This is a genomic window from Kribbella sp. NPDC048837 (assembly GCF_055586945.1).
In genome coordinates this window covers 57,555-82,772 of record NZ_JBVJHF010000011.1, presented here as the reverse complement: position 1 = coordinate 82,772, position 25,218 = coordinate 57,555, and the positions used below count along the sequence as shown (strand labels likewise).

27 protein-coding genes are annotated in these 25,218 nt (G+C 68.6%); 10 read left to right on the top strand and 17 right to left on the bottom strand.

All coding sequences use genetic code 11. The features are described from left to right. Position 1: 1 nt before the first annotated feature. Positions 2-1,222 carry an ATP-dependent Clp protease ATP-binding subunit ClpX gene (clpX, locus tag ACZ6O0_RS39450; protein ID WP_465770193.1) on the top strand — a complete coding sequence of 407 codons (1,221 nt, stop codon included), beginning with the start codon at positions 2-4 and terminating at the stop codon, positions 1,220-1,222. Here the strand turns inward: clpX and ACZ6O0_RS39445 are convergent. After that, positions 1,170-2,183, bottom strand: a complete 1,014-nt coding sequence (locus ACZ6O0_RS39445; RefSeq protein ID WP_465770192.1) for a helix-turn-helix transcriptional regulator — start codon at positions 2,181-2,183, stop codon at positions 1,170-1,172. The two genes, clpX and ACZ6O0_RS39445, sit on opposite strands and share 53 nt — an antisense overlap. Positions 2,184-2,228: 45 nt before the next feature. Here ACZ6O0_RS39445 and ACZ6O0_RS39440 point away from each other — a divergent pair, with 45 nt between their 5' ends. Continuing rightward, on the top strand, positions 2,229-3,515 hold the full coding sequence (locus ACZ6O0_RS39440; RefSeq protein WP_465770191.1) for an FAD-binding oxidoreductase: 1,287 nt from the start codon (positions 2,229-2,231) through the stop codon (positions 3,513-3,515). Here the strand turns inward: ACZ6O0_RS39440 and ACZ6O0_RS39435 are convergent. From ACZ6O0_RS39435 to ACZ6O0_RS39420, 4 genes are read right to left on the bottom strand one after another with little or no spacing between them, the layout of a single operon-like run. Beyond that, the gene (locus tag ACZ6O0_RS39435; protein ID WP_465770190.1) at positions 3,454-4,005 is read right to left on the bottom strand and encodes a GrpB family protein; all 552 of its coding nucleotides are present in this window, start codon (positions 4,003-4,005) and stop codon (positions 3,454-3,456) included. The genes ACZ6O0_RS39440 and ACZ6O0_RS39435 overlap by 62 nt on opposite strands. Next, a complete protein-coding gene (locus tag ACZ6O0_RS39430; RefSeq protein WP_465770189.1) occupies positions 4,002-4,397 on the bottom strand; it encodes a RidA family protein in 396 nt (131 codons plus the stop codon). The genes ACZ6O0_RS39435 and ACZ6O0_RS39430 overlap by 4 nt, the downstream gene beginning before the upstream one ends. A 42-nt stretch (positions 4,398-4,439) precedes the next feature. After that, positions 4,440-4,868: a phosphatase domain-containing protein gene (locus ACZ6O0_RS39425; RefSeq protein WP_465770188.1), complete on the bottom strand. Its 429-nt coding sequence runs from the start codon at positions 4,866-4,868 to the stop codon at positions 4,440-4,442. A 13-nt stretch (positions 4,869-4,881) separates the two neighbouring features. Next, positions 4,882-5,961, bottom strand: coding sequence for an ABC transporter ATP-binding protein (locus ACZ6O0_RS39420; RefSeq protein ID WP_465770187.1), 1,080 nt, complete (start codon positions 5,959-5,961; stop codon positions 4,882-4,884). Between the two features lie 194 nt (positions 5,962-6,155). Between ACZ6O0_RS39420 and ACZ6O0_RS39415 the strand changes: the two genes are divergently transcribed. Beyond that, complete coding sequence (locus ACZ6O0_RS39415) at positions 6,156-6,719, top strand: ArsR/SmtB family transcription factor (RefSeq protein ID WP_465770317.1); 564 nt, start codon at positions 6,156-6,158, stop codon at positions 6,717-6,719. Further along, positions 6,712-7,542 (top strand): SRPBCC domain-containing protein, encoded by an 831-nt coding sequence (locus ACZ6O0_RS39410; protein ID WP_465770186.1) that lies wholly within the window; start codon positions 6,712-6,714, stop codon positions 7,540-7,542. The genes ACZ6O0_RS39415 and ACZ6O0_RS39410 overlap by 8 nt, the downstream gene beginning before the upstream one ends. Here the strand turns inward: ACZ6O0_RS39410 and ACZ6O0_RS39405 are convergent. Continuing rightward, on the bottom strand, positions 7,539-8,441 hold the full coding sequence (locus ACZ6O0_RS39405) for a LysR family transcriptional regulator (RefSeq protein WP_465770185.1): 903 nt from the start codon (positions 8,439-8,441) through the stop codon (positions 7,539-7,541). The two genes, ACZ6O0_RS39410 and ACZ6O0_RS39405, sit on opposite strands and share 4 nt — an antisense overlap. A gap of 82 nt (positions 8,442-8,523) precedes the next feature. On the opposite strand from ACZ6O0_RS39405, the gene ACZ6O0_RS39400 reads away from it, so the two are divergent. Continuing rightward, on the top strand, positions 8,524-9,747 hold the full coding sequence (locus ACZ6O0_RS39400; RefSeq protein ID WP_465770184.1) for an MFS transporter: 1,224 nt from the start codon (positions 8,524-8,526) through the stop codon (positions 9,745-9,747). A 24-nt stretch (positions 9,748-9,771) separates the two neighbouring features. Here the strand turns inward: ACZ6O0_RS39400 and ACZ6O0_RS39395 are convergent, their stop codons facing one another. After that, positions 9,772-10,179: a VOC family protein gene (locus tag ACZ6O0_RS39395; RefSeq protein ID WP_465770183.1), complete on the bottom strand. Its 408-nt coding sequence runs from the start codon at positions 10,177-10,179 to the stop codon at positions 9,772-9,774. Between the two features lie 18 nt (positions 10,180-10,197). Further along, complete coding sequence (gene helR / locus ACZ6O0_RS39390; RefSeq protein ID WP_465770182.1) at positions 10,198-12,378, bottom strand: RNA polymerase recycling motor ATPase HelR; 2,181 nt, start codon at positions 12,376-12,378, stop codon at positions 10,198-10,200. 232 nt (positions 12,379-12,610) lie between these two features. On the opposite strand from helR, the gene ACZ6O0_RS39385 reads away from it, so the two are divergent. Together ACZ6O0_RS39385 and ACZ6O0_RS39380 are read left to right on the top strand one after the other, a co-directional pair. Next, complete coding sequence (locus ACZ6O0_RS39385; protein ID WP_465770181.1) at positions 12,611-13,468, top strand: phosphotransferase enzyme family protein; 858 nt, start codon at positions 12,611-12,613, stop codon at positions 13,466-13,468. Positions 13,469-13,487: 19 nt separating this feature from the next. Next, a complete protein-coding gene (locus tag ACZ6O0_RS39380) occupies positions 13,488-14,177 on the top strand; it encodes a dienelactone hydrolase family protein (protein WP_465770180.1) in 690 nt (229 codons plus the stop codon). On the opposite strand, the gene ACZ6O0_RS39375 is transcribed toward ACZ6O0_RS39380, so the two are convergent. Both ACZ6O0_RS39375 and ACZ6O0_RS39370 read right to left on the bottom strand, forming a co-directional pair. Then, the gene (locus ACZ6O0_RS39375; RefSeq protein WP_465770179.1) at positions 14,174-14,689 is read right to left on the bottom strand and encodes a putative immunity protein; all 516 of its coding nucleotides are present in this window, start codon (positions 14,687-14,689) and stop codon (positions 14,174-14,176) included. The two genes, ACZ6O0_RS39380 and ACZ6O0_RS39375, sit on opposite strands and share 4 nt — an antisense overlap. 39 nt (positions 14,690-14,728) lie before the next feature. Then, complete coding sequence (locus tag ACZ6O0_RS39370; RefSeq protein ID WP_465770178.1) at positions 14,729-15,661, bottom strand: AraC family transcriptional regulator; 933 nt, start codon at positions 15,659-15,661, stop codon at positions 14,729-14,731. A 90-nt stretch (positions 15,662-15,751) separates the two neighbouring features. On the opposite strand from ACZ6O0_RS39370, the gene ACZ6O0_RS39365 reads away from it, so the two are divergent. Next, a complete protein-coding gene (locus ACZ6O0_RS39365; RefSeq protein ID WP_465770177.1) occupies positions 15,752-16,597 on the top strand; it encodes an NAD(P)H-binding protein in 846 nt (281 codons plus the stop codon). A gap of 54 nt (positions 16,598-16,651) precedes the next feature. Here ACZ6O0_RS39365 and ACZ6O0_RS39360 read toward each other — a convergent pair whose 3' ends face one another. From ACZ6O0_RS39360 to ACZ6O0_RS39350, 3 genes are all read right to left on the bottom strand, one after another. Continuing rightward, on the bottom strand, positions 16,652-17,815 hold the full coding sequence (locus ACZ6O0_RS39360; protein WP_465770176.1) for a zinc metalloprotease: 1,164 nt from the start codon (positions 17,813-17,815) through the stop codon (positions 16,652-16,654). 94 nt (positions 17,816-17,909) lie between these two features. Next, positions 17,910-18,722, bottom strand: a complete 813-nt coding sequence (locus ACZ6O0_RS39355) for an ABC transporter permease (RefSeq protein ID WP_465770175.1) — start codon at positions 18,720-18,722, stop codon at positions 17,910-17,912. Further along, positions 18,722-19,690: an ATP-binding cassette domain-containing protein gene (locus ACZ6O0_RS39350; protein WP_465770174.1), complete on the bottom strand. Its 969-nt coding sequence runs from the start codon at positions 19,688-19,690 to the stop codon at positions 18,722-18,724. The genes ACZ6O0_RS39355 and ACZ6O0_RS39350 overlap by 1 nt, the downstream gene beginning before the upstream one ends. Before the next feature lie 88 nt (positions 19,691-19,778). Here ACZ6O0_RS39350 and ACZ6O0_RS39345 point away from each other — a divergent pair, with 88 nt between their 5' ends. Both ACZ6O0_RS39345 and ACZ6O0_RS39340 read left to right on the top strand, forming a co-directional pair. Then, entirely contained in the window at positions 19,779-20,747 is a 969-nt protein-coding gene (locus tag ACZ6O0_RS39345; protein ID WP_465770173.1) for a helix-turn-helix transcriptional regulator, read from the top strand. After that, positions 20,747-21,328: a YdeI/OmpD-associated family protein gene (locus ACZ6O0_RS39340; RefSeq protein ID WP_465770316.1), complete on the top strand. Its 582-nt coding sequence runs from the start codon at positions 20,747-20,749 to the stop codon at positions 21,326-21,328. The genes ACZ6O0_RS39345 and ACZ6O0_RS39340 overlap by 1 nt, the downstream gene beginning before the upstream one ends. Here the strand turns inward: ACZ6O0_RS39340 and ACZ6O0_RS39335 are convergent, their stop codons facing one another. The 4 genes from ACZ6O0_RS39335 to ACZ6O0_RS39320 all read right to left on the bottom strand — a co-directional run bounded on the left by ACZ6O0_RS39335 (position 21,329) and on the right by ACZ6O0_RS39320 (position 25,166). Beyond that, the gene (locus ACZ6O0_RS39335) at positions 21,329-22,138 is read right to left on the bottom strand and encodes a phytanoyl-CoA dioxygenase family protein (protein ID WP_465770172.1); all 810 of its coding nucleotides are present in this window, start codon (positions 22,136-22,138) and stop codon (positions 21,329-21,331) included. A 108-nt stretch (positions 22,139-22,246) separates the two neighbouring features. Beyond that, entirely contained in the window at positions 22,247-23,212 is a 966-nt protein-coding gene (pip, locus tag ACZ6O0_RS39330) for a prolyl aminopeptidase (protein WP_465770171.1), read from the bottom strand. A gap of 7 nt (positions 23,213-23,219) precedes the next feature. Next, a complete protein-coding gene (locus ACZ6O0_RS39325; protein WP_465770170.1) occupies positions 23,220-24,128 on the bottom strand; it encodes a UbiA prenyltransferase family protein in 909 nt (302 codons plus the stop codon). 192 nt (positions 24,129-24,320) lie between these two features. Next, entirely contained in the window at positions 24,321-25,166 is an 846-nt protein-coding gene (locus ACZ6O0_RS39320; RefSeq protein WP_465770169.1) for a Vgb family protein, read from the bottom strand. Positions 25,167-25,218: the final 52 nt, after the last annotated feature.

Below are 25,218 nucleotides of genomic sequence, written 5' to 3'. Positions count from 1 at the left end.
AATGGCGGCCGAGGTGCTGAAGTGCACGTTCTGCGGCAAGAGCCAGCAGCAGGTCGGCAAGCTGATCGCCGGCCCCACCCCGCTGTGCATCTGTGACGGCTGTGTCGAGCTGTGCAACGAGCTGATCGCCGACGAGGACCTCTCCGACCTCAGCGACGAGCTGCCCGGCCGGCTGCCCAAGCCGCGGGAGATCCGCGAGTTCCTGGACGGCTACGTGATCGGCCAGGACGACGCGAAGAAGGCGCTGGCCGTTGCCGTCTACAACCACTACAAACGGCACCGGACCAAGAACGGCGACCTCGAGCTCGGCAAGTCGAACATCCTGCTGATCGGCCCGACCGGGTCCGGCAAGACCCACCTGGCCCAGACGCTGGCCCGGATGCTCGACGTACCGTTCGCGATCGCCGACGCCACCGCGCTGACCGAGGCCGGGTACGTCGGCGAGGACGTCGAGAACATCCTGCTCAAGCTGATCCAGGCCGCCGACCACGACGTACACAAGGCCGAGACCGGCATCGTCTACATCGACGAGATCGACAAGATCGCCCGCAAGAGCGAGAACCCGTCGATCACCCGTGACGTCTCCGGCGAGGGGGTGCAGCAGGCGCTGCTGAAGATCCTCGAAGGGACGACGGCGAGTGTCCCGCCGCAGGGTGGTCGCAAGCATCCGCAACAGGAGTTCATCCAGCTCGACACGACGCGGGTGCTGTTCATCGTCAGCGGCGCCTTCGACGGCCTGGACGAACTGATCGCCCGCCGCACCCGCCCGATGAGCGTCGGGTTCGGCCCGACCGTCACGTCTCGGCAAACGGCGAAGGTCATGCCGGAGGACCTGGTGAAGTTCGGCCTGATCCCCGAGTTCGTCGGCCGGCTGCCGATCGTGGCGACCGTCCCGGGGCTCGATCGCGACGCGCTCGTCCGCATCCTCACCGAGCCGCGCAACGCCCTGATCAAGCAGTACCGCAAGCTCTTCCGCATCGACGGTGTCGACCTCGAGTTCACGCCCGACGCGGTCGAGGCGATCGCGGACCTCGCCTTGCTCCGCCGCACCGGCGCCCGCGCGCTGCGCGCGATCCTCGAGGAGGTGCTCCTCCCGGTGATGTACGACGTCCCCGACCGCGACGACATCGAGCGCGTGGTGGTCGACCGCGACGCCGTCGAGAGCAACGTCAATCCGACCCTGGTGCCACGGAACCCGCCGCGCCGGCGAAGGACCGCCTGAGCCGGTCGCCCACCCCGGCGATCAGTACGGCGACCTCCGGCGTCGCCTTGTCGACGGTGAACTCGGCGCCCAGGGCAGCGATCGGGACGACCTGGGACAGCACCAGTGACGGCGTGTCCGCGCTGAAGCGGACCACGCAGGCGCTCGGTCCGGCCGGGTCGACCGTGCCGCGGACAACACCTTGGAAGGTGCCGGACACGACCTCGGCCGGGAGTTGCACGGTGAGCCGCACCGCGTGCCGGTACTGCGCGGCGGTGAAGGACTCGACCAGATAGCTGGCCGCGTCCGGCGCCGGCAGGACACGCGGGGTGAAGCGGTGCAGAACCGGTGTCACCTCGTCGATCCGGTCGACCCGGAAGATCCGCCAGTCGTCACGCGACGGGTCGAACGCGAGCAGGTACCACCGCCAGGTCAGCGTGAGCAGTTGATGCGGCTCCACCCGGCGGCGGGTCGCGGTACCCTGCCGATTTTGGTAGTCGAAGGCAACGATCTCGTGGTTGCGGCAGCAGCGGGCGAGAACGGCGAGGACGCCCGGGTCCACCTGCGGGATGCCGGGGCGCGGGACCGCCTCCGTGGCCGACGTCACGGCGGCCAGTTGTGGCCGGAGCCGGGCCGGCAACACCTGCTCGAGCTTGGCGAGGGCCCGCATCGAGCTCTCCGCGATCCCGCTCACCCCGCCGCCGGCCGTGCCGACCAGGCCGAGCGCGACCGCCACGGCCTCGTCGTCGTCGAGCAGCAACGGCGGCAGCGTCGTACCAGGGCCGAGCCGGTACCCGCCCGCGGTGCCGGTCGTCCCCGTCACCGGGTAGTCGAGGGACCGCAGCCGGTCGACGTCCCGGCGTACCGTCCGTTCGGTGACGCCGAGGCGCTCGGCCAGCTCGCGGCCGGACCACTCGCGGCGACTCTGCAGCAGCGACAGCAGCCGGAGCAGGCGGCCGGGCATCTCCTTCCGGGTGCTCATGCTTAAGGACAACATGTGTCCGCAAGGGTCTCTAGCGTGGGTCCCATGATGGTGACGAAGGAGAGCAACGGGTACGACGAGGCGCGGCTCGGATTCCAGCGGCGGGACCCGCATCGGCCGGACGTGATCTTCCCGGCGACGAGTACGGCGGAGGTCGAGGAGGCGGTCCGCTACGCGATCGACCACGACCTGCGGATCGCCGTCCAGGCGGCCGGCCACGGGCTGACGCAGAGGATCGATGGCGGCGTGCTGATCGCGACCCGCGGCTTCAACGGTGTCCGGGTCGACGCGGACCGCAAGACGGCCTGGGTCGAAGCCGGTGCGACATGGCGGGACGTGATCGAGGCGACCGCGCCGTACGGGCTGGCGCCGCTGTCCGGCAGCTCGCCGGGTGTCGGAGCGATCTCCTACACACTCGGCGGCGGTCTCGGCTTGATGGCCCGACGGTACGGCTACGCGGCCGACCACGTCCGGCGGATCTCGCTGATCACCTCCGATGGCGTACGCCGGAACGCCGAGGACGACCCGGATCTCTTCTGGGCGGTGCGCGGGGGAGGCGGCAACTTCGGCGTGGTGACCGGGATCGAGATCGACCTGTTCGAGGTCCCCACGCTGTACGGCGGCAGTCTGTGCTACGACCTCGCCGAGTATCCGGACGCGCTGGAGGTGTGGCGCGAGTGGACGCTGACCGTCCCGGAGGAGGTGACGTCGGCGGTCGCGGTGGTCCCGATCCCGGACATCCCGCAGGTGCCGGAGCCGTTGCGCGGCAAGTACGTCGCCCAGCTGCAGATCGCGATCGCCGACGACGGCGGCGAGGACCTGGTCGCGCCGCTGCGGTCGATCGGTCAGCCGGTGCTCGACACGGTCGGCCTGCTGCCGTACGCGGAGTCGGAGAAGATCTTCGCCGAGCCGGACCGGCCGGACCCCTACCGATCGAGCAACGTGCTGCTGAGCGAGCTCGACCCGGACGCGCTGACGACGGTGCCGAAGCTCGCCGGACCGGGGGCGCCGGAGATGTGCGTGGTCGGCATCCGGCACCTCGGCGGAGCACTTCGTCGTGCGCCGCAGATCGCGAATGCGGTCGGCCACCGCGACGCGTCGTACTCACTCACCGTCCTGACGCCGACCAAGGCCGACGTCACCGAGCTCCACCGCACCGTCCTCGAGCCGTGGCGTGGATCGACCGTCGGCCGCTTCCTCAACTTCACCTTCGCGGTCCTGACCGACGAGGAGCTCGCCGAGGCCTTCGACCCCGGCGACTACCGACGGCTCACTGAGCTCCGGCGGCGGTACGACCCGGATCGCCGGCTGGTGGCGAATCACCGGCTCTAGCGATCAGCTCCTCCACCAGCGCGGACTTCCCGTCGACATACGCCGAACGGTCCGTCGTCAGCAGGTGCGCCAGCTCGCGCTTGCGGACGGCGTACCGTTCGCGGTCGGCGGGATGCGCCCGCAGGTGATCGCGCAGCAGGACGTGGTCCCGGTGGGGCTTGTTGCCTTCGACAACCAGATAGAGATGGTGGTAGCGGTCGGCGTCCGGTGGGAGTGCGAACGCCTCCCGGCCGGGGATCCCCTGGTCGCCCTCAGGCCCGTAGCCGGCGGTGATCAAGGCCGCGATGGCCGCCGGGACCAGGTCCGCAGTCGGGACCACGACGTCCACGTCGATGATCGGCTTGGCGGCGAGCCCTGGTACGGCGGTGCTGCCGACGTGCTCGATCTCGTGTGGCAGTGCGGTGAGGTACGGCGTGAGTCGTGCGCGGATCTCGCCGAACCACAGCGGCCAGCGCGGGTCGTACTCGACGACCTCGGCCGGGACGATCACAGGGCAGCCGTGACGTCGATCTCGACGAGCTGACCGGGGAAGCCCAGCTGGGCGACACCGAGCAGCGTGCTGGCCGAGGTGAAGGCCGGGGCGAGCGGCGACTCGTTGAGCTGCGTCCACACAGCGGAGAGGTCCTCGCGGACCGGACTGGCGACGTAGATCACGGTCCGTACGACGTTCTCCGGGGTGGCGCCGGCGGACTCGAGTGCGGTGAGGATGTTGCGGATCACCTGAGCGGTCTGGGCTTCGAGCCCGCCCTCGGCCAGATCACCCGAGGGTTGGAGCGGGCACTGACCGGCCAGGTAGATGAGGGTGTCGGCCTGAACTTTCGTCACATGGTGATAGCCGGGTGTCGCGTGGAGTCCGGCGGGATTCGTGCGCTCGATCGTCACAGGTCCGAGCCAACGCGAGAACCCCTGCCCGGGTCAAAAGGTTTACCGGGTAAAGCGCCGTACGAAGCGCTTCTGCCCGAAGGTCTCCACGGCGTGCTGGTCGTAGTTCCGCCGTACGTAGTCGACGGCGTCCGCGGCGGGGATCCCGTCGAGAACGGCGAGGCACGCAAGCGCCGTCCCGGTGCGACCGCGCCCGCCACCGCACGCGAACTCGACTCGTTCGGAGCCCGCGCGCTCCAACGCGTCGACGAACACCGAGCGAGCCTCGTCGCGATCGGCCGGCAGCCGGAAGTCGGGCCAACGCAGCCAGTGCGACTCCCAGTCGACGGCCGGCGGCGGCTTACCCAGGAGGTAGACGCCGTACGTAGGAAATGGCTCTGCCGCCGGGCCGTTGCGCAGACCACGTCCGCGCACGAGGCGACCCGACGGCAGAGCCATCACGCCAGGTGCATCCGCATCCCACGTTTGCATCCGGCAACAGTAATCAAGCGGTCAGCCGCTCCTCGGTGGAGGTGGAGAAGAGGTGCAGCTTGTCCGCGTCTGGTGCGAGGTGGACGAGAGTGCCCTTGTCGTTGTGCAGGCGGGTGCCGATGCGGGCGATGATCTGCTGCTTCTCGTCGGTGTGCTCGGCCGTGCCGTACAGGAACGCGTCCGAGCCGAGCTCCTCGATCACCGCGACCTTCACCGGCAGACCCTCGTCGGCGAGGTGGAATGCCTCCGGCCGGATGCCGAGGGTCAGGGTCTTGTCGTCGCCGGCCTTGGCCAGCAGGCTCCGCTCGATCGGTACGACGTAGTCGCCGATCTTCGCGCCGCCGTCGGTGATCTCGGCCTCGATCAGGTTCATCGCGGGCGAGCCGATGAAGCCGGCCACGAACTTGTTCTTCGGCCGGTCGTAGAGGTTCAGGGGAGTGTCGACCTGCTGCAGCAGACCGTCCTTGAGGACGGCGACCCGGTCGCCCATCGTCATGGCCTCGACCTGGTCGTGGGTGACGTAGACGGTGGTGACGCCCAGCCGGTGCTGGAGCTCGGCGATCTGGGTGCGGGTCTGGACCCGGAGCTTGGCGTCGAGGTTCGACAGCGGCTCGTCCATCAGGAAGACCTGCGGGTTGCGGACGATGGCCCGGCCCATGGCGACGCGCTGACGCTGACCACCGGACAGCGCCTTCGGCTTGCGGTCGAGGTACTCCTCGAGACCGAGCAGCTTCGCGGCCTCCAGCACACGCTTGGCCCGGTCGTCCTTGTGGATGCCCTGCATCTTGAGCGCGAAGCCCATGTTGTCGGCGACCGACATATGCGGGTAGAGCGCGTAGTTCTGGAACACCATCGCGATGTCGCGTTCCTTCGGCGGGCTGTTGGTCACGTCGCGGTCGCCGATGTAGATGGACCCCTCGTTCACCTCTTCGAGGCCGGCCAGCATCCGCAGCGCCGTCGACTTGCCGGAACCCGACGGCCCGACGAGCACCATGAACTCGCCGTCGGAGATGTCGAGATCGAGCTTGTCCACCGCGGCGATGTCGGTGCCCGGGTAGACCCGGGTGGCTCCCTTGAACGAGACAGTTGCCATGTCGCGCTTCCTTTCCTCCGCCGGCAGGAACGTGCCGGACGATCCGTAGCAAAGGCCCCCAGGGTCTGGGTGTCTGCCTCGGTGATGCATCACCAAGGCAGTCCTTACAACGAGCGGGACCGGATTTACATTCCCGGGTGATGTAAACCACTCCATTGACAAGGATCTTTTTTACGTACAAACTTTTTTGTGTGATGAGAGACGTGATGCACCTGGAGCAGCTCGAGCAGGCCGAGGCACTGTTCAAGCCGCAGCGGATCGAGGTGCTGCGCCGGCTCGCCGAGCCGCACACCTGTGGTGAGGTGGCCGAGCAGCTCGGGCAGACACCGCAGCGCGTCTACTACCACGTCAAGCGCCTCGTCGAGGCGGGTCTGGTGACGCAGGTGGACGAGCGCAAGGTGCGCGGTGTCCACGAGGGCATCTACCAGGCGACGGCGCGTTCGTACTGGCTGTCACCCCGGCTCGTCGGCCGGATCGGCGGCCTCCGCCGGGCCCGCGACGAGCTGAGCCTCGGCTACCTGCTGGACCTGATGGAAGAGGTCCAGACCGACATCGTCGCGCTGGACCGGACAGCTCCGGAGCTGCCGTCCATCGGGGTGTCCGGTGAGATCCGGGTCCCACCGGACCGGCGGCAGGAGTTTTTCCAGGATCTGCGCAGCACGCTGCAGGACCTCTTCGAGCGCTACGGCGGTGCCGAGGGCGACGCCTTCAAGCTGGCCGTGGCGTGCTACCCCAAGGGAGACCAAGACCATGACTGAACCGCTCATCCTCCAAGTCCGCGCCCGGGTCGGCATCGACGACGCCCGGCAGGCACTGACCGATCCCAAGGCGCTCAACCTCTGGCTCGGCGAGCATTCGACCGTCGATCTGCCCGGCACGTTCGAGTTCTGGGGCCGCCATATCCCCGAGGGCGACGCGCCACACCAGCGAGTTCTGGCGTACGACGGCCAGACGCTGAAGCTGGCCTGGTTCCTCGGCGGCGAGGACACCACCACCGAGATCACCTTGACCGCCGAGGGCGACGACTCCACGGTCATCAAGCTCGAGCAGAGCCACTTCGACTTCGCCGACGCGATCAGCGGGGCGAACATCCGCGGCGTGCTGCAGACCTTCTGGTCGCTGGCGCTCGCCAACCTCGTCGACCACCTAGAGGGCCGTGAGCTCACCACGCGCCCGGACTTCACCTCGTCGACCTTCGAGGGCGAGGCCCTGATCGACGCGCCGATCGCCCAGGTGTACTCGGCGCTGACCGAGCCGGCGAAGGCGTCCGCGTGGTTCGGCTACCCGGTCGACATCGATCTGCGCAAGGGCGGCCGGTTCGCGATGGGCGGCTTCGACGCCGGACCGGGCGTGGAGATCGTCGACCTGGTCGAGGGCCGCAAGATGGCGATGGACTGGGGGCCCGCCGGGATCAGCTCCTGGGAGCTGGCCGAGTCCGGCGGGAAGACCCGACTGACCTTCGTGATGAGTGGGTTCGACGAGGGCAACCCGCCGTACGGCGCATGGCTCGGCTGGCTCAGCGGTGTCGCGGCGCTGCGGCGCTTCAACGAGCTGGACGACTGGCAGCTCTGGGTCGCCTAGAAGTACGGCCCGTCCGTCCGGATCGAGTCGGTGAGGAGATCGAGCAGGGCGGTCACCGCTCTGCTCGATTGCCGGCCGCCCGTCGTGACCACGGACAGCGTCCAGGTCAGCTCGGTGCCGGCGATGGGCTTCTCGACCACGCCGGGCGCGTTGGCCGGCTCCAGTTCGGGTACGACGGCCACCCCGAGGCCGACGCGGACGTACTCGGGGATCGTGGTGAGCTCGGGCACTTCGACCTGGACCCGTCGTGGGACGCCGGCGTACTCGAAGGCCCGGTCGACCGTGCTGCGGTTGCCGAACCCGCGCGGCATGTCGACGAAGCGTTCCCCGGTGAGCTCTTCGAGGCGGACCGCCGGCTCACCGGCGAGCGGGTGGGACGACGGCAGCAGTACGACGAATGGCACGGTGGCGACCTCGCGGACCTCGAATCCGGGGAGCTCCGAGCGGCCCAGGCCGACGAACGCGACGTCCAGGCGGCCGTGCCGCACGTCGTCCGCCAGTCCGCTAGAACCGGTCGGGGAGGTGGCCACTTGGACGTCGACCAGTGGGTACGTGCGGTGGAACGCCCCGAGCAGCTCGGCCAGATTGACCAGGTTGAGCCGTGCGAGCGTGCCGATCCGGATGTTGCCGCGGAGGCCGGCCGACGCCTCCTCGACCGCGGCTCGGGCGCGGTCGAGCGCCTCGAGTGCAGCCTTTGCCTCAGGCAACAAAGCCTGGCCGGCCGCGGACAGTGCGACCCGCCTTGTCGAGCGGTCGAAGAGCGTCGTCTTCAGATCTGTCTCCAGAGCGCGGACGGCGGCGGACACGCTGGACTGGACTGTGAACAGCCGCCGGGCTGCTCGGGTGAAGCTGAGTTCCTCGGCGACGGCCACGAAGTACTCGAGCTGGCGGCTGTCCATGGCTTGAATTATCGGTACTCTCGATAAGAGAGTGCAAGAACTTTCGTTTCCCTCGATAGATTCGGCGAGCCACTCTGGAGACATGTCCAGCTTGACTGTCCCGCGTATTTCGACCTCGCGTGTCCGGTTCGCCCACGGCCCGGGCTTCTGGGTGATCGCTGCGGCCTTCCTGACCACGATGGCGTTCTCCACCGTCCCGACCCCGCTCTATGCCATCTACCAGCACCGCGACGGGTTCCCGACGTACGTCATCACCGTCATCTTCGCGAGCTACGCGGTCGGCGTGATGGCGTCGCTGTACCTCGCCGGCCACGTCAGCGACTGGCTCGGCCGGCGGCGGGTCGCGCTGCTCGCCGTACTCGCGGAAGCGTTGTCGGCGGCCGTCTTCCTACTCTGGCAGGACGTGCCGGGCCTGTTGATCGCGCGCTTCATCTGCGGGATCGGGGTGGGCGTGCTGACGGCGACGGCCACGGCGCACCTGTCCGAGCTACGGCAGGTCGCTCGTCCCGCTGAGGATCCGAGTCGGTCCGCGTTGATCTCGAGCACGGTGAACCTGGGTGGGCTCGCGTTCGGTCCGTTGGTGGGTGGTCTGCTCGCGCAGTACGTCGGGTCGCCGCTGGAGCGCCCGTACGAGATCTTCCTGGTGTTGCTGCTGGTCAGCGCGGTGGGGATCGCGCTGGTGCCGGAGACGGTGGAGCGGTTGGAGGAGCGGCCTGCTTATCGGCCGCAGCGGGTCGCGTTGCCGTCGTCGGCGAAGCCGTTGTTCTTTGCCTCGGCTGTGGGGGCGTTTGCGGCGTTCGCGATCTTCGGGCTGTTCACTTCGCTGGCACCGACGTTCCTGGCCGGCACGTTGCATCACACGTCGCGGGTGCTGGCTGGTGTGGTGACCTTCGCGGTGTTCATCGCGGGGGCCGCTAGTCAGGTTGTGTTCGTACGGTTGACCCGGCAGCACCAGCTCCGCCTTGGTCTGGGGGCGATGTCTTTGGGGTTGATCGGTGTGGCTCTGGGCGGGCTGCTGCCCAGCCTGTGGGTGTTCATCACCGGCGGTGTGGTAGCTGGCGTCGGCGTCGGTCTGGTCTTCCGCGGCGCTGTCGCCACCGCGGCCTCCCTCGCGGATCCGTCCTCCCGTGGTGAGGTGCTGGCCGCGCTCTTCCTGATCGCGTACGCCGGCTTGGCGATCCCCGTCCTGGCGATCGGACTGGGCATCGCGCTACTCCCCGCGGACGTGGCGCTGCTGGTCTTCTCCGCCCTGATCCTCATCCTCGTCAACACCGCAGTCCTCCGCATGCTCGCCGCCCACAAGTAGTAGGCCCCTCGCGGGCGGGCGTCGTCATGTGGTGGGGCGGACGTCGGTGACGGTGCCGTCGGGGGTGGTGGTGTAGAGGCCTTTGGAGAGGTCTACGAGGACCAAGGGGTTGCCGAAGGGGTCTTGGACTACGGCGGCTCGGCCTACGGGGATGTCGAGCGGGCCCGTGAGGACGGTGCCGCCGTGGGTGGTGATGTGGGTCAGGGCGGCGGGGACGTCGTCGACGAGCCAGTTGGGTTCGTAGGGGCGGGTCGTGGTGAGGACCAGTTCGGTGTCGCCGTCGGGGAGTTCCAGGCCGGCTTGGCCGATGGCGTCGTTCCGCCAGAGGAGGCGGTGGCCGAGGGCCTCGACATAGAAGGCGAGACCCTCGGCCAGGCTCGGTACCGGCACCTGTACTGCGTCTACTCGTCGCAGGAGACCGTCGTTTTGCATACCTCAGCATGCGGGATGTCAGGGACTGGTGAGGATGACCAGTTGCTGGGTGGCTCGGGTCATGGCGACGTAGCGGTCCACAGCTCCCTCGATGCCGTCGCCGAACGTCTCGGGGTTGATGAGGATGACGAGGTCGAACTCCAAGCCCTTCGACAACTCCGGCGTCAGCGACCGGACTCGGGACGTGCCCTCGAACGTCGGATCGCCGATGACGCAGGCGATGCCCTCGGGGTGGGTGGTCAGCCAGGCGTCGAGGGTCGACGTGAGGTCAGCAGTGGAGCCGTGGATGACCGGGTTGTCGCTGGTGCGGATGGAGGTGGGGACGTTGGCGTCGGGGAGTACGGCGCGGATGACGGGCTCGGCCTCCGTCATGATCTCGGCGGGCGTGCGGTAGTTGACGCTCAGGGAGGCGAGGTTGATCCGGTCGAGGCCGACTCGGTCGAGGCGTTCCTCCCATGACTCGGTGAAGCCGTGTCTCGCCTGGGCGCGGTCGCCGACGATGGTGAAGCTTCGGGACGGGCAGCGGAGGAGGAGCATCTGCCACTCGGCGTCGGTCAGTTCCTGGGCCTCGTCGACCACGATGTGTGCGAACGGGCCGGCGAGCAGGTCCGGATCGGCGGTGGGGAGTGCGGTCTCGTCGACGAGGGCTTCCTGGATGTCTTGCCCGCGCAGCATCGGCACCCAGCCCTCGTTGTCGTCGTCGGCCTCGATGATGTGGTCGATGACGTCGGCCATGCGTTCGCGTTCGACCGCGGCGGCGGCCTTCTGGCGGCGCTTGCGTCGGGACGCCTCCGGGTCGCCGAGTCGCTGGCGGGCCGCATCCAGCAGTGGCAGGTCTGACACCGTCCACGCCTCGGGGTCCTGGCGCTGAAGCTTCTTGACCTCATCGGGAGTGAGCCAGGGCGCACACATTCGCAGGTACGCCGGAACCGTCCACAGGTCTCCCACCAGATCGGTCGGCTCGATCAACGGCCAGGCCTTGTTGAAGGTGTCGGCCAGATCCTCGTTCTGGGTTAGGGATCTGCGCAGCATCTCGTCCGAGACGTCGTCGTCCTCGTACTCCTCGGCGTGCTTCTCCATGAGGATCGTGAGCAGCTCTTCCCAGACCAGGTCGCGCGCCTCGTTGTGCGGCGTACCCGAGTCCGCGGCTCCGAACGCCTCGGCCCAGTCGGCGGGGCTGAGTCTGATCTCGGACCAGTAGGTCTCGACCGTCATCGCCTTGGTGGGTGCCTCTTCGTAGAGCCGTACGGCGGGCTCGATCGCCCCCACCATGTCCGCGGACGCCTTCAGCCGGGCCACGTCCGGGTCGGTCTCGATCGCCGCTGTGGATCCCTCGGGAAGGAGGTCCCGCAGAGTGCAGGTCTGCACGCCCTCCTCGCCGAGGCTGGGGAGTACGTCGGACACGTACGCCAGATAGGGCTGGTGCGGACCGACGAACAGTACGCCGCCACGACGGTGACCCAGGCGTGGATCGGAATACAAGAGGTACGCCGTACGGTGCAGAGCGACCACCGTCTTCCCCGTACCCGGGCCGCCGTCGACGACGAGTGCGCCGCGCGAACCCGCACGGATGATCGCGTCCTGGTCGGCCTGGATCGTGCCGAGGACGTCGCGCATCCGGGGCGAACGATTGCTGCCCAGGCTGGCGATGAACGCGGACTGGTCGTCGAGGGACGCGGCGTGTCCTTCGAGGCCGTCGGGGGTGAACACCTCGTCCCAGTAGTCACTGATCCGGCCGCGGGTCCAGCGGTACCGGCGGCGGCTCGTCAGGCCCATCGGGTTGGCGTGGGTCGCGCCGAAGAACGGCTCGGCCGCGGGGGAGCGCCAGTCGATCAGCAGGCGGCGGCCCTCGCTGTCGGTGAGGCCGAGGCGTCCGACGTACACGGGTTCGGAGTCGTCCTCGGTCACCATGTGGCCGAGGCACAGGTCCAGACCGAAGCGACGCAGGGTGCGCAGGCGAGAGGTCAGCCGGTGGATCTCCAGGTCGCGGTCGAGCGCTTCCTGCCCCTCGCCGCCGGGCGACTTGCGCGCGACGTCGAGCCGCTCGGACAACCCGGCGATCGTCTGCGCGAGGCTCGTCGCGATCGCCGCGAAGTGTTTCTCGTCGCCGGCGATCAGCCGCGGATCGGCTTTGGCAACGAGGTTCTCAGGAAGGTCGAACGCGCTGACATCCCCGTCGAGTGACGACACAACAGGCACTTCACAAACCCCCAAGGTTCAGCCGGTTTTGCTTCCGGCCGACGATTGTGAGCCATGAACCGGGGCTTGCGGCAAGTCCCCCAGTGCGCTATACGTTAGACATGGCAAGGAGATTCTTCTCCTTGCCATTCGCGCTCTCCGGGCGCGAACGCGCCCCATCCCGACCACAGGATGATGGCCGATCTGCCCGCAAGTCCAGGGCTTCTTCCCGCCGTGAGATTGTTCGGCAGTGATGATTTCGCCTGCTGAACTCGAGCGGGACTTCGGGCTGAGCATCGGCATGCTGCGGTCGCATGCCGGTGGGTTCGAGAGTGACTGTTGGGTGGCGGATGACACCTGGTTCGTGAAGGTGTGGAAGCAGGTGGGGCGGCCCGACGGGCTGGGGATGTTGGAGGAGTTGCGGGAGCTCGGGTTGCCGGTGGTAGCGCCGGTGCCGGCGAGGTCGGGCGAGCTCTACGCGGTCCACGGCGGTCGGTCGTACGCTGTTTTCCCTTATGTGCAAGGGCGTACGGCGACCCACGACGACTGGCGGGTGACGGCGCGAGCGCTGCGGCAGGTGCATGAGGTCAATCCACCGGATCTCCCGCGGATGACCGTGGACGAGCCGGAGATCCGCCAACTGGCCGAACAACTGGACCACCCGTGGATCGTCGACCGGCGAGACGAGGTGGCGGCGGCGATCCGGAGGTTGGACGAGGTGATCGCGCGGGCGAGTGCCACGCCGGTCCGTGAGGTCCTCTGCCATCAGGACTTCGGCGCGCTCAACCTGATGCTGGACGACGACGGCGAGGTCGCAGCCATCCTTGACTGGGAGCAGGCCGTCATCGGGCCCCGCGAGTACGACGTCTGGATCGCCGCCGAGGGCAACCACCTCGACGCCTTCCTCACCGAGTACGGCGCTCACGACCTCGATCTCGATCACCTGGAGTACGCCCTCCTGGCCCGCGCCCTCCGAGACATGGCCGCCCGCGTCCTCGGCAACGTCGACCACCCGGGAGTAACCACCTGGGGCTTCGACCGCATCGACCGCCTCGACCACGACCTCGCAGTGTTCAGCGCTTACTGCCGGTCGGCCGACGGCCCACGCTAGGACTCCTTAAGATGCGCTCATGGGTGTGACTGTGAAGGTTGGGGAGCAGGACGCTTATCTGGCGCGGGTGGGGCGGGCCGGGATGCTGTTGCTGCCGATGATCACGGGGATCGGGGAGCAGGTCCGGGTGTGGGCCGACGAGCTGGCGGGGGAGGGAATCACGGCGCTGGTGTGGGATCCGTTCAAGGGGCGGAGTACGGACAACTCGACGCGCGAGGAGCTCAGCGCGTTGTTGCGGGAGATGGACGACGACACCGCGCTGGCCGAGCAGACCGAGTTGCTGGACTACCTGACTGGTGAGCTCGGGTGCGGCAAGGCCGGGGTGATCGGGTGGTGTCTGGGCGGGCGGTTCGCGTTCCTGCTCGGCGCGCGGGACCGGCGGATCGCGAGTGTCGTCGCGTTTCACCCGACCGTGCCGTCCAAGCTCCCACCGCATCACACGTACGACGCGATCGGCGAGGCCGCCGCGATCACGGCGCCGGTGCTGGTGAGCTACCCGAGCGCGGACACCGCCGTACCCAATGCTGACTTCGAAGCGCTGCAGACCGTGCTGCAGGCGCGGACGACCGGCGCGACGTTCACGCAGTACTTCCCCGGGGCGGACCACGGGTTCTCCGACAAGTCCCGTCAGGACAAGGAGGTCAACGCCGACGCGTACCGGCTGGCGTGGCCGCAGGCGCTTGCGTTCATGAGGTCCACGGTCAGCTAACCGCGCAGCCCCTCCTCCAATTGGCGATGCAGCTCGCCGAGCCGGCTCCGGCCGGGTCGCCCGGCCGGGAATCGTCGGATCAGCTCCCGCACGGCGTCCGGCGCGTGGTCCAGAGCCCAGCGGATCTCGGCGTGGCCCACGTCGGGATCGCCGGCCTGGAGCTCACGCGCGTACGCCTCGTACTGCGCGGGCCCGACAATGTGCCGAACTTGGTGCGGCGTCGCCAGCGGATGCAAGTAGGCCGAGGAAGCCGCATAGCCCGCGGCTCGTCCCGCGGCATCGGCGACCGGGTCGTCGACTTCACGCGCCGCCGCAAGCGCTGCCAGGGAAGCGGATCGCAACTGCGCCGTGCGCTTCCCGCCGGCCGCGAACGCACGGATGGCCTCAAGCGCCTCCCGCGGGCGACGATCGGCCGGAGCCGTTGCCTCGAACAACGGAAGCGCCCGCTCGGCGCACTCCGCCGCCCACCGTCCAAGACCGCGCAGATCCTCGCCGGTCAGTGTGATGCTCATGTGTCTCAACCATATCGTTGAAGCACCGTGTTGAGACTTTCAAGCAGCGCGACGATGCGCGGTAGGCGTAGTACCGCGGACCCGCTTGAAGGCAACGCTCAACGCGAAGGCATTGGCGTACCCGACCCGCCGGGCGATCGTCTCGACCGTGTCCTTGGTCGCGCGCAGCTGATCGGCCGCCAGGGTGATCCGCCACCCGGTGAGGTAACTCATCGGCGCCTCACCCACCAGCGCCGTGAACCGACGGGCCAGCGACGCCCGCGAGACCCCCACCCGATCCGCAAGCTCGGTGACGTTCCACGGGTACGCCGGATCCTCGTGCAGCAACCGCAGCGCCGTGCCGGCGACGGGATCGGTCTGCGCCTGGTACCACCCCGGAGCCTGCGACTCAGGGCGCTCGAACCACGCCCGCAACGTGGTGATCAGAGCAAGGTCGAGCCACCGATCCAGCACGCTCTGCTGCCCGGCCGCATCCCGCTGGATCTCCCCGGTGATCATGTCCGTCACCGGACCCGCGATCTCCGCGGCCGGTACGACGAGCGCCGGCGGCAGTGCCGTGACGAGCCGGCGGCTCACATCGCCGGCCACCTGATAGGTGCCGCTGGCAACCATCACCGCGCCGGACGCGCGACTGCCGTACGTCCGGACGCCGAGCCGGGCCGAGTAGTCGACCGGTGCCCCAGGCAACGGTTCGCAGACGCCGCCCGGATGGATCCGCAACTGCGGCGCGGTCTCGACGCTGTCGCCGACGACGTACGGCGCGGGCCCGGTGAAGATCGCGACATCGCCCTGCTCCATCTGCTGCGGCTCCATCCCCTCCCGGGTCACCCAGCCCGACCCGCGGACCAGTGTCGCCAGCGCGAGCGGCGCCTCGTCGCGGATCTCGATCGCCCACGGCGGATCCATGATCGTCAGGTTGAACACCCCGTCCCGGGCGCGGGTCCCGGCCAGCAGGTCGTCGAGCACGTCCATACTCCAACCCTACCCCGACTGAGCGTCTCAGACATCGAATTGCGAAGAACAACCATGGTTTGACTCATCGAACCCCGGTGAACTAGAGCCATGACAACGACACCGATTCTGATCCTCAGTGGTAAGGGCAAGACCGGCCGCCGGGTCGCGGCGCAGCTCGACGCGCGCGGCGTCCCGTACCGGCTCGCGTCCCGGTCCAGCGAGCGGCGCTTCGACTGGTACGACGACAGCACCTGGTCGGCCACGGTCGCCGGCGCGGACACGGCGTACCTGGCGCCCCCGGTCGGCCCGACCGGACTGGCGCAGGCCGGCCGGTTCATCCGGCAAGCGGCCGCCGAAGGTCTGCGCCGCGTGGTCCTGCTGTCCGGCCGCGGCGTCGGCAGCCCGGGCCGGGACTTCGCCGTGTACGACGGCCAGGTCGAGCTGGAGCACGCCGTCAAGGCGAGTGGCGCGGACTGGACCATCGTCCAGCCGGCGTGGTTCGCGCAGGGGTTCAGCGAGGACTTCCTGCGCTACCACGTGCTCGCGGGTGAGATCCGGCTCTCGGCCGGGACCGGAGCCGAAGCGTGGATCGACACCAACGACGTCGGCGATGTGATGACGGCAGCGTTGCTCGACGAGTCGTACGCCGGTCAGGTCCTGGCACTCTCCGGCCCGCGCCCCCTCACCATGACCGAGGTCGCCGACACCCTGTCGACGGCGACCGGCCGCCCGATCACGTACGTCGACCTGGACCCCGAGAAGCACGTCGCCGAACTGATCGAGCAGGGCCTGACCCCCGAGGACGCCGACGCCGTCCGCGACCTGTTCGCCGTCATCCGCAACCACCGCTCCGAGTACGTCTCCGACGGTGTGCAGCAGGTCCTCGGCCGCCCGCCCCGCGACTTCGCCGACTGGGCTCGAGAGACCGCCGCCACGGGAGTTTGGGCAGTCTGACGGCAGAGCAAGGCCCTCGCACCCACCTGAAGGTGCGAGGGCCTTGGGCTCGACTCAGCGGTGCTGCAGGCTCGTCCATTCGTCGTGGGTGAGTTCCTTCAGCTCCGTGGCCGGGGTCTTGGTCTGGACGGTGCTGCCCTGGCCGACGGCGCCGCCGCCGAAGACGATGTTCGCCCAGTTGTTCTGCGCGATCAGGATCGACGTCACGTTGTCGTCGTTGATGTCCGCGGCTGTGGTCGAGTCCGCGGTGTCGCCGTCGCAGTTCCAGTCGATCGGCGCGCTGGCCGCGCCCGCCGTCGTGCGGGTGCTGCCGTTCGGGCACTTCCACTTGGTCTTGAACGCGGCCCCCAGACTGCCGAGGCCGGCCGCCTCGTTCGGGCGGGCCTCGTTGATCGACGTCGGCGCGACGTTCGAGTAGCCCCAGTAGGTGCTGCCGTCGGCCTTGAGGACGCCGCCGAGCTGGAAGAAGTAGTTCATCACGCTCAGGTAGTTCGGCTTGTAGTTCAGGTTGTCGGTGCCGCCGTGCTTGAGGCCGATGTTGTGGCCGAGCTCGTGCACGAACGTGCCGACGTTGTAGTTGTCGGTCGCGTTCCAGCTGCACTTCGGGCCGACCGTGACGATGAACGTGTCGTTCGGGATGTTGAAGGCCTGGCCGCTGCTGCAGCCGCCGTCGTAGCTGTCGCCCCAGATCATGTAGTGGAAGACAGCCTTGCGGGCCGTGGCGAAGTTGGCGGCCTTGATCGCGTTGGTCTGGGTAGCCGACGGATTGAGGTCGGCGTCGTACGGGACCTCGTTCCCGCCGCCCAGGTTGTACGTCGCCCCGCGGGCGGTGCCGGCGTCGAGGTGGATCCGGACCCCGGTGCTGCCGTCGGGGTTGCTGACCGGGGCGGTGGCGAAGACCTGGACAATCCGGTCCAACGCCGCCGTACTGGCGAGCCGGCCGGACATGTAGTCCATCTCGACGAACAGGTCCTTCTTGTTCGGCGTCGCGCCCATCGCGGGCAGGTTCACGTCGATGACGCCGTCGCCGTTGGCGTCGTACCCGTTCGTCTCCCAGGTGTCGGGCAGTGAGTCGCCGTCGGTGTCGGTCGCGGCCGGTGCGGCGACGGCCTGGGCTCCGTCCGCGGACGGAGGAACGGCCGCCACCGCGCTCGTGGTGGCGAGCGCGGCGACGGCCAGAGAACTGAGGACGGTCAGAAAGGCAGGGCGGGGCCTCATGCAGATCTCCTTGGGGGCGGTGGGTGATCTGCTCGCTACCGTAGGTGATCCGGTTCGGATTGCGCGGCTCAGAAGAGCCACTGGCCCAATTGGGTCAGCCCGCCGAGCGCAGCATCGCCCGGATGCCGACGGTCAGCCCGAGCGCCGCCGTCACGATCGCCGCGACCCAGCCCCACAGCACCGCGCTCGAGACGACGTCACCGGAGAACAGGGTCCGCTCCGCGTCGACGACGTACGACAGCGGGTTGAACTTCGAGGCGATCCGCATCCACTCCGGCCCGGTCTCCAGCGGCAGCAGCATCCCGGACAGGATCATCAGTGGGAACAGGAACGTCTGCTGCACCACCCAGAACATCCAGTCCTGCTTGCGCACCGCGATCGCCAGCGCGTAGCTGAACGAGCCCAGCCCGATCCCGAACACCGCGAGCAGCGCCAGCCCGACCAGCGCGCCACCGGCATGCAGGTCGAACGCGAACGGCGTCATCACCGCGATCACGATGATCGCCTGCCCGAACAGCGGCACCATCTCCTTCAGTGCGCGCCCGACCAGCAGCGACGACCGCGACAGGGGGGTGACCAGCATCCGCTCGTGCGCGCCGGTCTGGAACTCGAAGAGCAGATTGGCGCCGGTGGTCGACGTACCGAAGAGGGTCGTCATCACCAGGATCGACGGGACGAACCATTGCCACACGCCGTCGCCGAACGCGCCACCCATCGATCCGGACAGCAGTGGGCCGAACAGCGCCAGGAAGATCAGCGGCTGGATCATCCCGAACAGCAGCGAGAACGGGTCCCGCAGGACCGGCTTCAGTTCCCGCGTCATCACGATGCGGATGTCGCGCAACAGGTTCCGCGACGGCTGGTCGGTGGCCGTGGCCTGCAGGTTTGCAACAGTCAAGGTGGTCATCAGGCTGCCTTTCCGTTCGAGTCTTCCCGCAGGCTGCGGCCGGTGAGGTTGAGGAACACGTCGTCGAGCGTCGGCCGGTGCACCTGCGCCGAAGCGACCGGTACGCCGTTCTGCTGAGCGGCGCCGATCAGCACCGGAAGGGCCGCCGGACCGTCCGCGACCCGGACGCTGAGCTCGTCGCCGACGGCAACCACCTCACGGGCGCCGGGCAACTTCTCCGCCAGTCCGACCAGGTGCGGAAGGTTGCTAGGAGCAACCGTCAACGCGATCCGGTCGCCGGCCAGCTTGGCCTTCAGGGCGTCGGCGGTGTCGTCGGCGATCACCTGACCGTGGTCCACGACCACCACCCGCTCGGCCATCGAGTCGGCCTCGTCCAGGTAGTGGGTGGTGAGCACGATCGTCATCGCGTACTGCTCACGCATCCGCAGGATGTGGTCCCACAGGTTCGCCCGGTTCTGCGGGTCGAGGCCGGTCGACGGCTCGTCCAGGAACAGCAGCGACGGCGCATGCACGAGCCCCATCGCGACATCCAGCCGCCGCCGCTGACCGCCGGACAGTTCCGACACCTTGCGCTGAGCAAGCTCTGTCAGTTCCAGCGACTCCAGCAGTTCGGAGGTACGCCGCTTCGCCGCGCGCCGGTCGAGTCCGTAGATGACCCCCTGGCCGACCAGTTCGTCGGCCGCGCGCTGGTTGTGACCGGCGCCGTTGCCCTGGCCGACGTACCCGATCCGCCGGCGGACCTGGCTGGGCTCGGCGGTCACGTCGTACCCGGCGACCGTCGCCGTTCCGGCCGTCGGAGTGATCAAGGTGGTGAGCATCCGCAGGGTGGTGGTCTTGCCGGCGCCGTTCGGGCCGAGGACGGCGACCAGTTCGCCGGGTTCGACGTCCAGGCTGATGCCGCGGACCGCGTGCACGGTCTCGGTACGGCTCACCACGAAGTCCCGGGTGAGCGCTCGGGTGCTGATCACGATGTCTCCTTCGGTCTTGGCTTGATGGCTCCGACATTTCCAGCAGAAGAGGACAGGACTTGGCCGTTACTCGTGGCAATCTGAAGTCATGTCCGAGACCTCAGCCCGACTGCTCTCGCTGCTGTCCCTGCTCCAGGCCCGCCGCGACTGGCCCGGCGCGCTGCTGGCCGAGCGCCTCGAGGTCAGCCCGCGCACGGTCCGCCGCGACGTCGACCGGTTGCGTGACCTCGGCTACCCCGTGCGCGCGACCAAGGGACCGGACGGCGGCTACCGCCTCGACGCCGGCGCGGATCTGCCTCCGCTGCTGTTCGACGACGACCAGGCGATCGCCGTCGCGGTGGCCCTGCAGACCGCGACGACCACGGTCGCCGGGATCGAGGAGGGTGCGTTGCGGGCGCTCGCCACGGTCCGTCAGGTGATGCCCGCGCGGCTGCGCCAGCGGGTCGACGCGCTGCAGGTGACGACCGTCGATCGGTACGCCGACACCCGTCGTACGACGGTCGACTCGGACCAGCTGATCGCGATCGGGATGGCGGTCCGTGCCTCCGAGGTACTGCGGTTCGACTACAAGTCACCCGGTGCGTCGGAGGAGGAGTGGCTGCCGCCGCGGAAGGTGGAGCCGCATCACCTGGTGACGTGGGGCGGCCGGTGGTACCTGGTCGCGTGGGATCTGGAGCGGAACGACTGGCGGACGTTCCGGGTGGATCGGATGACGCCGAAGACGCCGACCGGTCCGCGGTTCACCCGGCGGGAGTTGCCCGCGCCCGACGTGGCGACGTACATCTCCAGCCGGTTCAAGACCGGGGACCAGTTGACCTGCCGGGGTGAGGCGATCCTGCAGGCGAAGGCGTCCGACATCGTCCAGTGGGCCGGCCGTGGGGCGATCGTCGAGGAGATCACGCCGACGAGTTGCCGGCTGATCCTGACCGCGTGGTCGTGGACCGGGCTGGCCGCGACCTTCGGGATGTTCGAGTGCGACCTGGAGTTCGTCGGCCCGCAGGAGCTGAAGACCGCCGCCGCTCACCTGGCCGCTCGCTACCACGTGGCCGCGTCATGATGGCGGAAGTGACCGTCGCGGACGTGATCGCGTGGCGGGCCTGGCTCGGGGAGCACCATCGAGCCTCCGACGGGATCTGGCTGGTTCTCGCGAAGAAGAACGTGACCACACCGACGAGCCTCACCTACGACCAGGCGCTCGAGGAGGCGCTGTGCCATGGCTGGATCGACGGCCAGCGCCGGAGCCGGGACGAGCAGACGTTCATCCAGCGCTACACGCCGCGCCGGTCGCGCAGCATGTGGTCGAAGCGGAACGTGGACCTCGTCGCGCAGCTGAACCGCGCGGGCCGGATGCTCCCGGCCGGTCACGCCGAGGTCGAGCGAGCCAAGGCGGACGGCCGCTGGGACAAGGCGTACAGCGGGTCGAGTGCGTTGGAGATCCCCGCCGATCTGACCGAGGCGCTGGCCGCCGTGCCGCGGGCGCAGGCCATGTTCGAGATCCTCACCAGTGCAAACCGGTTTGCAGTGGTGCATCGGGTGAACGACGCGAAGCGGCCGGAGACGAGAACCAAGCGGATCGCGCAGTACGTCGAGCAGCTCGCCCGGGGCGAGACGATCTACCCGCAGAAACGGACGCTCTGATCAGTAGAGCACCGGGTTGAACGGTGAGGAGATGACCTCGCCGGGCTGGTTGCCGGGCATCCAGGCGGCGAGGTCGGCCTGCTGGAAGCGGTTCACCGGTGGGGCGATCTCCATCGCGGCGTCGACGTAGATGATCGTCATCACCCGGCGGGGTACGTCGGTCTCGTTCGCCGGCGCGTGATGGAAGGTCCAGCCGAGGTGGTAGCTGACCTCGCCCAGCTCGTACGGCTCGGAGATCTCCGGGAACTCCTGCTCGGCCAGCGCCTCCTGTAGCACCCGCTCGGACTCGTCGCTGATCGGCAGGTCCCGGCCGTGCTCGAAGACGTGACTGCCCGCGGCGAACGAGAGCGGACCCATCTCCATCGGCGTCTCCTGCAGCGGGACCCACACCGTCACGCACCGGTCGGTGGCGAACGGCCAGTAGTACTGGTCCGCGTGCCACGGCGTGACGCCGCCGCCGGACTCCTTGTACAGCGCCTGGTCGTGGTACAGCCGGACCGACGGGACGCCGAGCAGTTGCGCCGCGATCCGGGCCAGCCGCGGCGACGAGACGAACTCCAGCACGCGCTCGCTGTCCTGCCACAGGTTCATCACCTGCAGGAACGCCTTCCCATAGGTATCGCGCTCCGCCAGCGGCAGGTCCTGCGTGTTCAGCTCGATCACCTTGCCGGTGATCTCCGGCTCGTACGCCGCGATCGTGTCGGCGCTGAGCACGTTCTTCAGCTTGACGAAGCCGTGCTCGGCGAAGTGCGCGATATCGGACCGGCTGAGGGTGTAGTCGGTCTCGAGCTCCGGGCGGGTCAGAGTCATGGGACCTAAGCGTTCCGGTGCGATTTATCGATGTAAAGATCAGTGATCAAATCTTTGCCCTATTAGTTAACTGATTCAGCCCGCGGGGGCGAACCGGTCCAGGGCGGTTCAGCGACCCGGCCGAGTGCCCTCGGCGAAGCGGTCGAGGGCGGTGAGAACCAGGTTCCGCGTGCTGCTTCCGCCGGCGCCGTGGCCTTCCTGTTCGACTAGGTGGAGCTCGGCGTCCGGCCAGGCCTGCGCCATCCTCCAAGCGGTGTCCGGCGGGCTGCTGATATCGAGGCGCCCATGGACCAGCACACCGGGGATCCCGGCCAGCTTGCCCGCCTCACGGACCAGCACGTCCTCCTCCAGCCAGGCCGCGTGACCCCAGTAGTGGGTGACAAGCCGCGCCAGCCGCAGCCGGAAGACGGGATCGTCGTACCGGGAGTCAGGCCGCCAGTCCGGATGCGTACGTACGTGCGTGTCCTCCCAGTCGCACCAGTCGCGTGCGGCCTTGTCCCGGACCGCGGGATCCGCGTCGTGCAGGAGCCGGCTGTAGGCCAGCGCGAGATTCCCGTCCCGCTGGTCCTCCGGTACGCCGTCGCGGAAGCGCGCCCACTCCTCGGGGAAGATTCGGCCCATGTCCCGGGTGATCCACTCGACCTCACGCCGGGTCGTGTTCGTGACGCTGAACAGGACGATCTCGGACACCGAGTCCGGGTGTTGTTCGGCGTACGCGAGACCGAGCGTCGCACCCCAGGACGCGCCGAGCAGCAGCCACTTCTCGATCGCGAGGTGTTGCCGGAGTTGCTCGAGGTCCGCAATCAGGTGGGCGGTTGTGTTGGTGCTCAGGTCAACATCCGGCTCGGCGGCGTCCGGCGTACTGCGGCCGCAGTTGCGCTGGTCCATCAGGACCACCTTGTACTTCGCGGGATCGAAGTACCGCCGCCACCACGCACCGGCGCCGGACCCCGGTCCGCCGTGGATCACGACCGCGGGCTTGCCGTCCGGGTTGCCGCAGACCCCCCAGTACACGCGGTGTCCGTCGCCCGCATCGAGCATGCCGTGGTCGTAGGGCTCGATCTCTGGATACATGCGGGGATTACAGCACCCCGGTGTAGGTCAGGGCGAAAGTGCCACAGGGGAAGAGGAACAGCGACGCCAGCACGATGATCCCCTTGAACGACTGACGTGGTCCGATCAGCTTGCGGTACGCCGCGATCAGGACCGGGACCATCACGACCTCCAGCGCGAGCATGCTTCTCGGGATGATGGTGTCCGTCGCGGCCAGGATCACCGAGAGCGCGGCCGCCGCGATCCAGGCGCCGTACCCGATCAGGTACGTCGTCCGCGCGCCGAAGCGGACCGCGATCGTTTGATAGCCGGCTTTGCAGTCGGCGTCGAGATCGGCGAGGGTCGTGGGGAGGTAGAGACCGATGGCGGCGAGCGTGCCTTGCAGGCCCATCAGCCAGGGGAAGTCCCTGAGGTCCGGGTTGATCGCCGCCCAGCCGGCGAGTGGCCCGAACGCACCGAGGGCGAGGGCGTTCACCGCGACGTCGAAGCCGGCTCGAGTCTTCAGCCGCACCGGCGGGACGCTGTAGGCGTATCCGAGCAGAACGGCGAGGAGGACGCCGAGTGCGAACACGATCCCGACGTGGAGGCTCAGTCCGACGGCCGCGACCGCTGCGGCGAAGGCGAGGCGTTTCGCGGCGCGCAGGGTGATGCGGCCGTCGAGGAGTGGGGACTTCGCTTTGCGGGGGTTGAGGCGGTCGCTCGGGAGGTCGTACGCGTCGTTCACCGCGAGCACGGCCAGCCACACCAGCGGCCCCATCACCACCGCGCCGACGATCAACCGCGGCCATTCCTCCAGCGGCGGGACCAGTCGATGTGTTGCAAGCAAGATGCCCGTGTAATACGGCACGATCGAAACAACCCAGAACGCCGGCCGCCCCACCGCGATGACATCCCGCACCCGCGGTCCCGCAGTCCTCAGCCCCACCACCGTGGTCACACCCCCACTCTCCTCCCGCGACACCCGCCAGTCCTCCCTCCCGCGAGTGACGCCCCGCACTCCCACGGCTGACTGTGTCCGACCCCACCCGCGGTCGACGACTCCGTGGTGTCGCCTTCGGGTGGCTCGTGGGAGATGCGCGCCGCGTGATGTGGGGAACGCTGCGCGGACAACCGTGGCTGGGTACTCGGGTCAAACGGTCACGTGGGCGAGTGAGCCGTTCTCCAGGGCGACCCAGAGTGAGCCGTCTGGGGCGACGGCTAGGCCGTGGGGCTCGGAGCCTTCGCCTAGGTCGAACTCGGCGATGACGTTGCCTTGGGCATTCAGTTGGGTGAGGGCGGATGTGCCCCACAGGGTGATCCAGCAGCCGCCGTCGTCCGTGGCGGCTACCGCGTGGGGCTTGGAGCCTTCCGGTAGTGGGAACTCCTCGAGCTTTCCGTCCAAACTGATGCGGCCGGCCTGGTTGGCGAGGATCTCGACGAACCACACACCCTCCGGACCAGCGCTGATGCCGACCGGCCCGGCGGCTTCGGTGGGCAGGGGATACGTGGTGACCTCGCCGCTCGTGGTCATCCGGGCGATCGCGTTGCCCTGGTTGAGGGTGAACCACAGCTCATCGTCAGTCGCGGTGATCATCGCCGGGAACGCCCCGGTGGTCCCGATCGGATACGTCGACACCTCACCGTCGACGGTCACCCGCCCGATCTCGTCCGTGTTCATCAGCGTGCACCACAGCGCCCCGTCCGGTCCCACGCACAATCCGTACGGCGCTCCCGCGATCGCGACCGCCGACACGGTTCCGTCGTACCCGATCCGTCCGATGTGATCGTCGCCGCTCCGGGTGAACCAGACGGCGTCGTCCGGCCCCGGCACGATCACACTCGGCCGCGACCCCGGCGCACCCAGATCGAACTGCTGGTCGGACAGCTTCGTGACCCGGCCGGTGTGGACGAGGGTTGTCCACACCGCACCGTCGGCGACGGCAACGCCGTACGGGCCGTCGGCCGGATCGGCAATCGTGAACTCAGTGACAGGCAAGGCAGTTCTCCTCATGACTCTCGCGGGGTTCCTCGGGCGAACGGGCGGGGTC

What these genes read in the sequence shown, in the direction of transcription:
- ACZ6O0_RS39410 (WP_465770186.1), top strand. Translation starts at nt 6,712, where the DNA reads ATGACTGAACCGCTCATCCTCCAAGTCCGCGCCCGGGTCGGCATCGAC.
- ACZ6O0_RS39395 (WP_465770183.1), bottom strand. Translation starts at nt 10,179, where the DNA reads ATGCAAAACGACGGTCTCCTGCGACGAGTAGACGCAGTACAGGTGCCG.
- ACZ6O0_RS39375 (WP_465770179.1), bottom strand. Translation starts at nt 14,689, where the DNA reads ATGAGCATCACACTGACCGGCGAGGATCTGCGCGGTCTTGGACGGTGG.
- ACZ6O0_RS39405 (WP_465770185.1), bottom strand. Translation starts at nt 8,441, where the DNA reads ATGGACAGCCGCCAGCTCGAGTACTTCGTGGCCGTCGCCGAGGAACTC.
- ACZ6O0_RS39425 (WP_465770188.1), bottom strand. Translation starts at nt 4,868, where the DNA reads ATGCAAACGTGGGATGCGGATGCACCTGGCGTGATGGCTCTGCCGTCG.
- clpX (WP_465770193.1), top strand. Translation starts at nt 2, where the DNA reads ATGGCGGCCGAGGTGCTGAAGTGCACGTTCTGCGGCAAGAGCCAGCAG.
- ACZ6O0_RS39385 (WP_465770181.1), top strand. Translation starts at nt 12,611, where the DNA reads ATGATTTCGCCTGCTGAACTCGAGCGGGACTTCGGGCTGAGCATCGGC.
- ACZ6O0_RS39370 (WP_465770178.1), bottom strand. Translation starts at nt 15,661, where the DNA reads ATGGACGTGCTCGACGACCTGCTGGCCGGGACCCGCGCCCGGGACGGG.
- ACZ6O0_RS39335 (WP_465770172.1), bottom strand. Translation starts at nt 22,138, where the DNA reads ATGACTCTGACCCGCCCGGAGCTCGAGACCGACTACACCCTCAGCCGG.
- ACZ6O0_RS39445 (WP_465770192.1), bottom strand. Translation starts at nt 2,183, where the DNA reads ATGAGCACCCGGAAGGAGATGCCCGGCCGCCTGCTCCGGCTGCTGTCG.
- ACZ6O0_RS39340 (WP_465770316.1), top strand. Translation starts at nt 20,747, where the DNA reads ATGGCGGAAGTGACCGTCGCGGACGTGATCGCGTGGCGGGCCTGGCTC.
- ACZ6O0_RS39365 (WP_465770177.1), top strand. Translation starts at nt 15,752, where the DNA reads ATGACAACGACACCGATTCTGATCCTCAGTGGTAAGGGCAAGACCGGC.
- ACZ6O0_RS39355 (WP_465770175.1), bottom strand. Translation starts at nt 18,722, where the DNA reads ATGACCACCTTGACTGTTGCAAACCTGCAGGCCACGGCCACCGACCAG.
- ACZ6O0_RS39360 (WP_465770176.1), bottom strand. Translation starts at nt 17,815, where the DNA reads ATGAGGCCCCGCCCTGCCTTTCTGACCGTCCTCAGTTCTCTGGCCGTC.
- ACZ6O0_RS39380 (WP_465770180.1), top strand. Translation starts at nt 13,488, where the DNA reads ATGGGTGTGACTGTGAAGGTTGGGGAGCAGGACGCTTATCTGGCGCGG.
- ACZ6O0_RS39440 (WP_465770191.1), top strand. Translation starts at nt 2,229, where the DNA reads ATGATGGTGACGAAGGAGAGCAACGGGTACGACGAGGCGCGGCTCGGA.
- ACZ6O0_RS39345 (WP_465770173.1), top strand. Translation starts at nt 19,779, where the DNA reads ATGTCCGAGACCTCAGCCCGACTGCTCTCGCTGCTGTCCCTGCTCCAG.
- ACZ6O0_RS39415 (WP_465770317.1), top strand. Translation starts at nt 6,156, where the DNA reads ATGAGAGACGTGATGCACCTGGAGCAGCTCGAGCAGGCCGAGGCACTG.
- pip (WP_465770171.1), bottom strand. Translation starts at nt 23,212, where the DNA reads ATGTATCCAGAGATCGAGCCCTACGACCACGGCATGCTCGATGCGGGC.
- ACZ6O0_RS39420 (WP_465770187.1), bottom strand. Translation starts at nt 5,961, where the DNA reads ATGGCAACTGTCTCGTTCAAGGGAGCCACCCGGGTCTACCCGGGCACC.
- ACZ6O0_RS39400 (WP_465770184.1), top strand. Translation starts at nt 8,524, where the DNA reads ATGTCCAGCTTGACTGTCCCGCGTATTTCGACCTCGCGTGTCCGGTTC.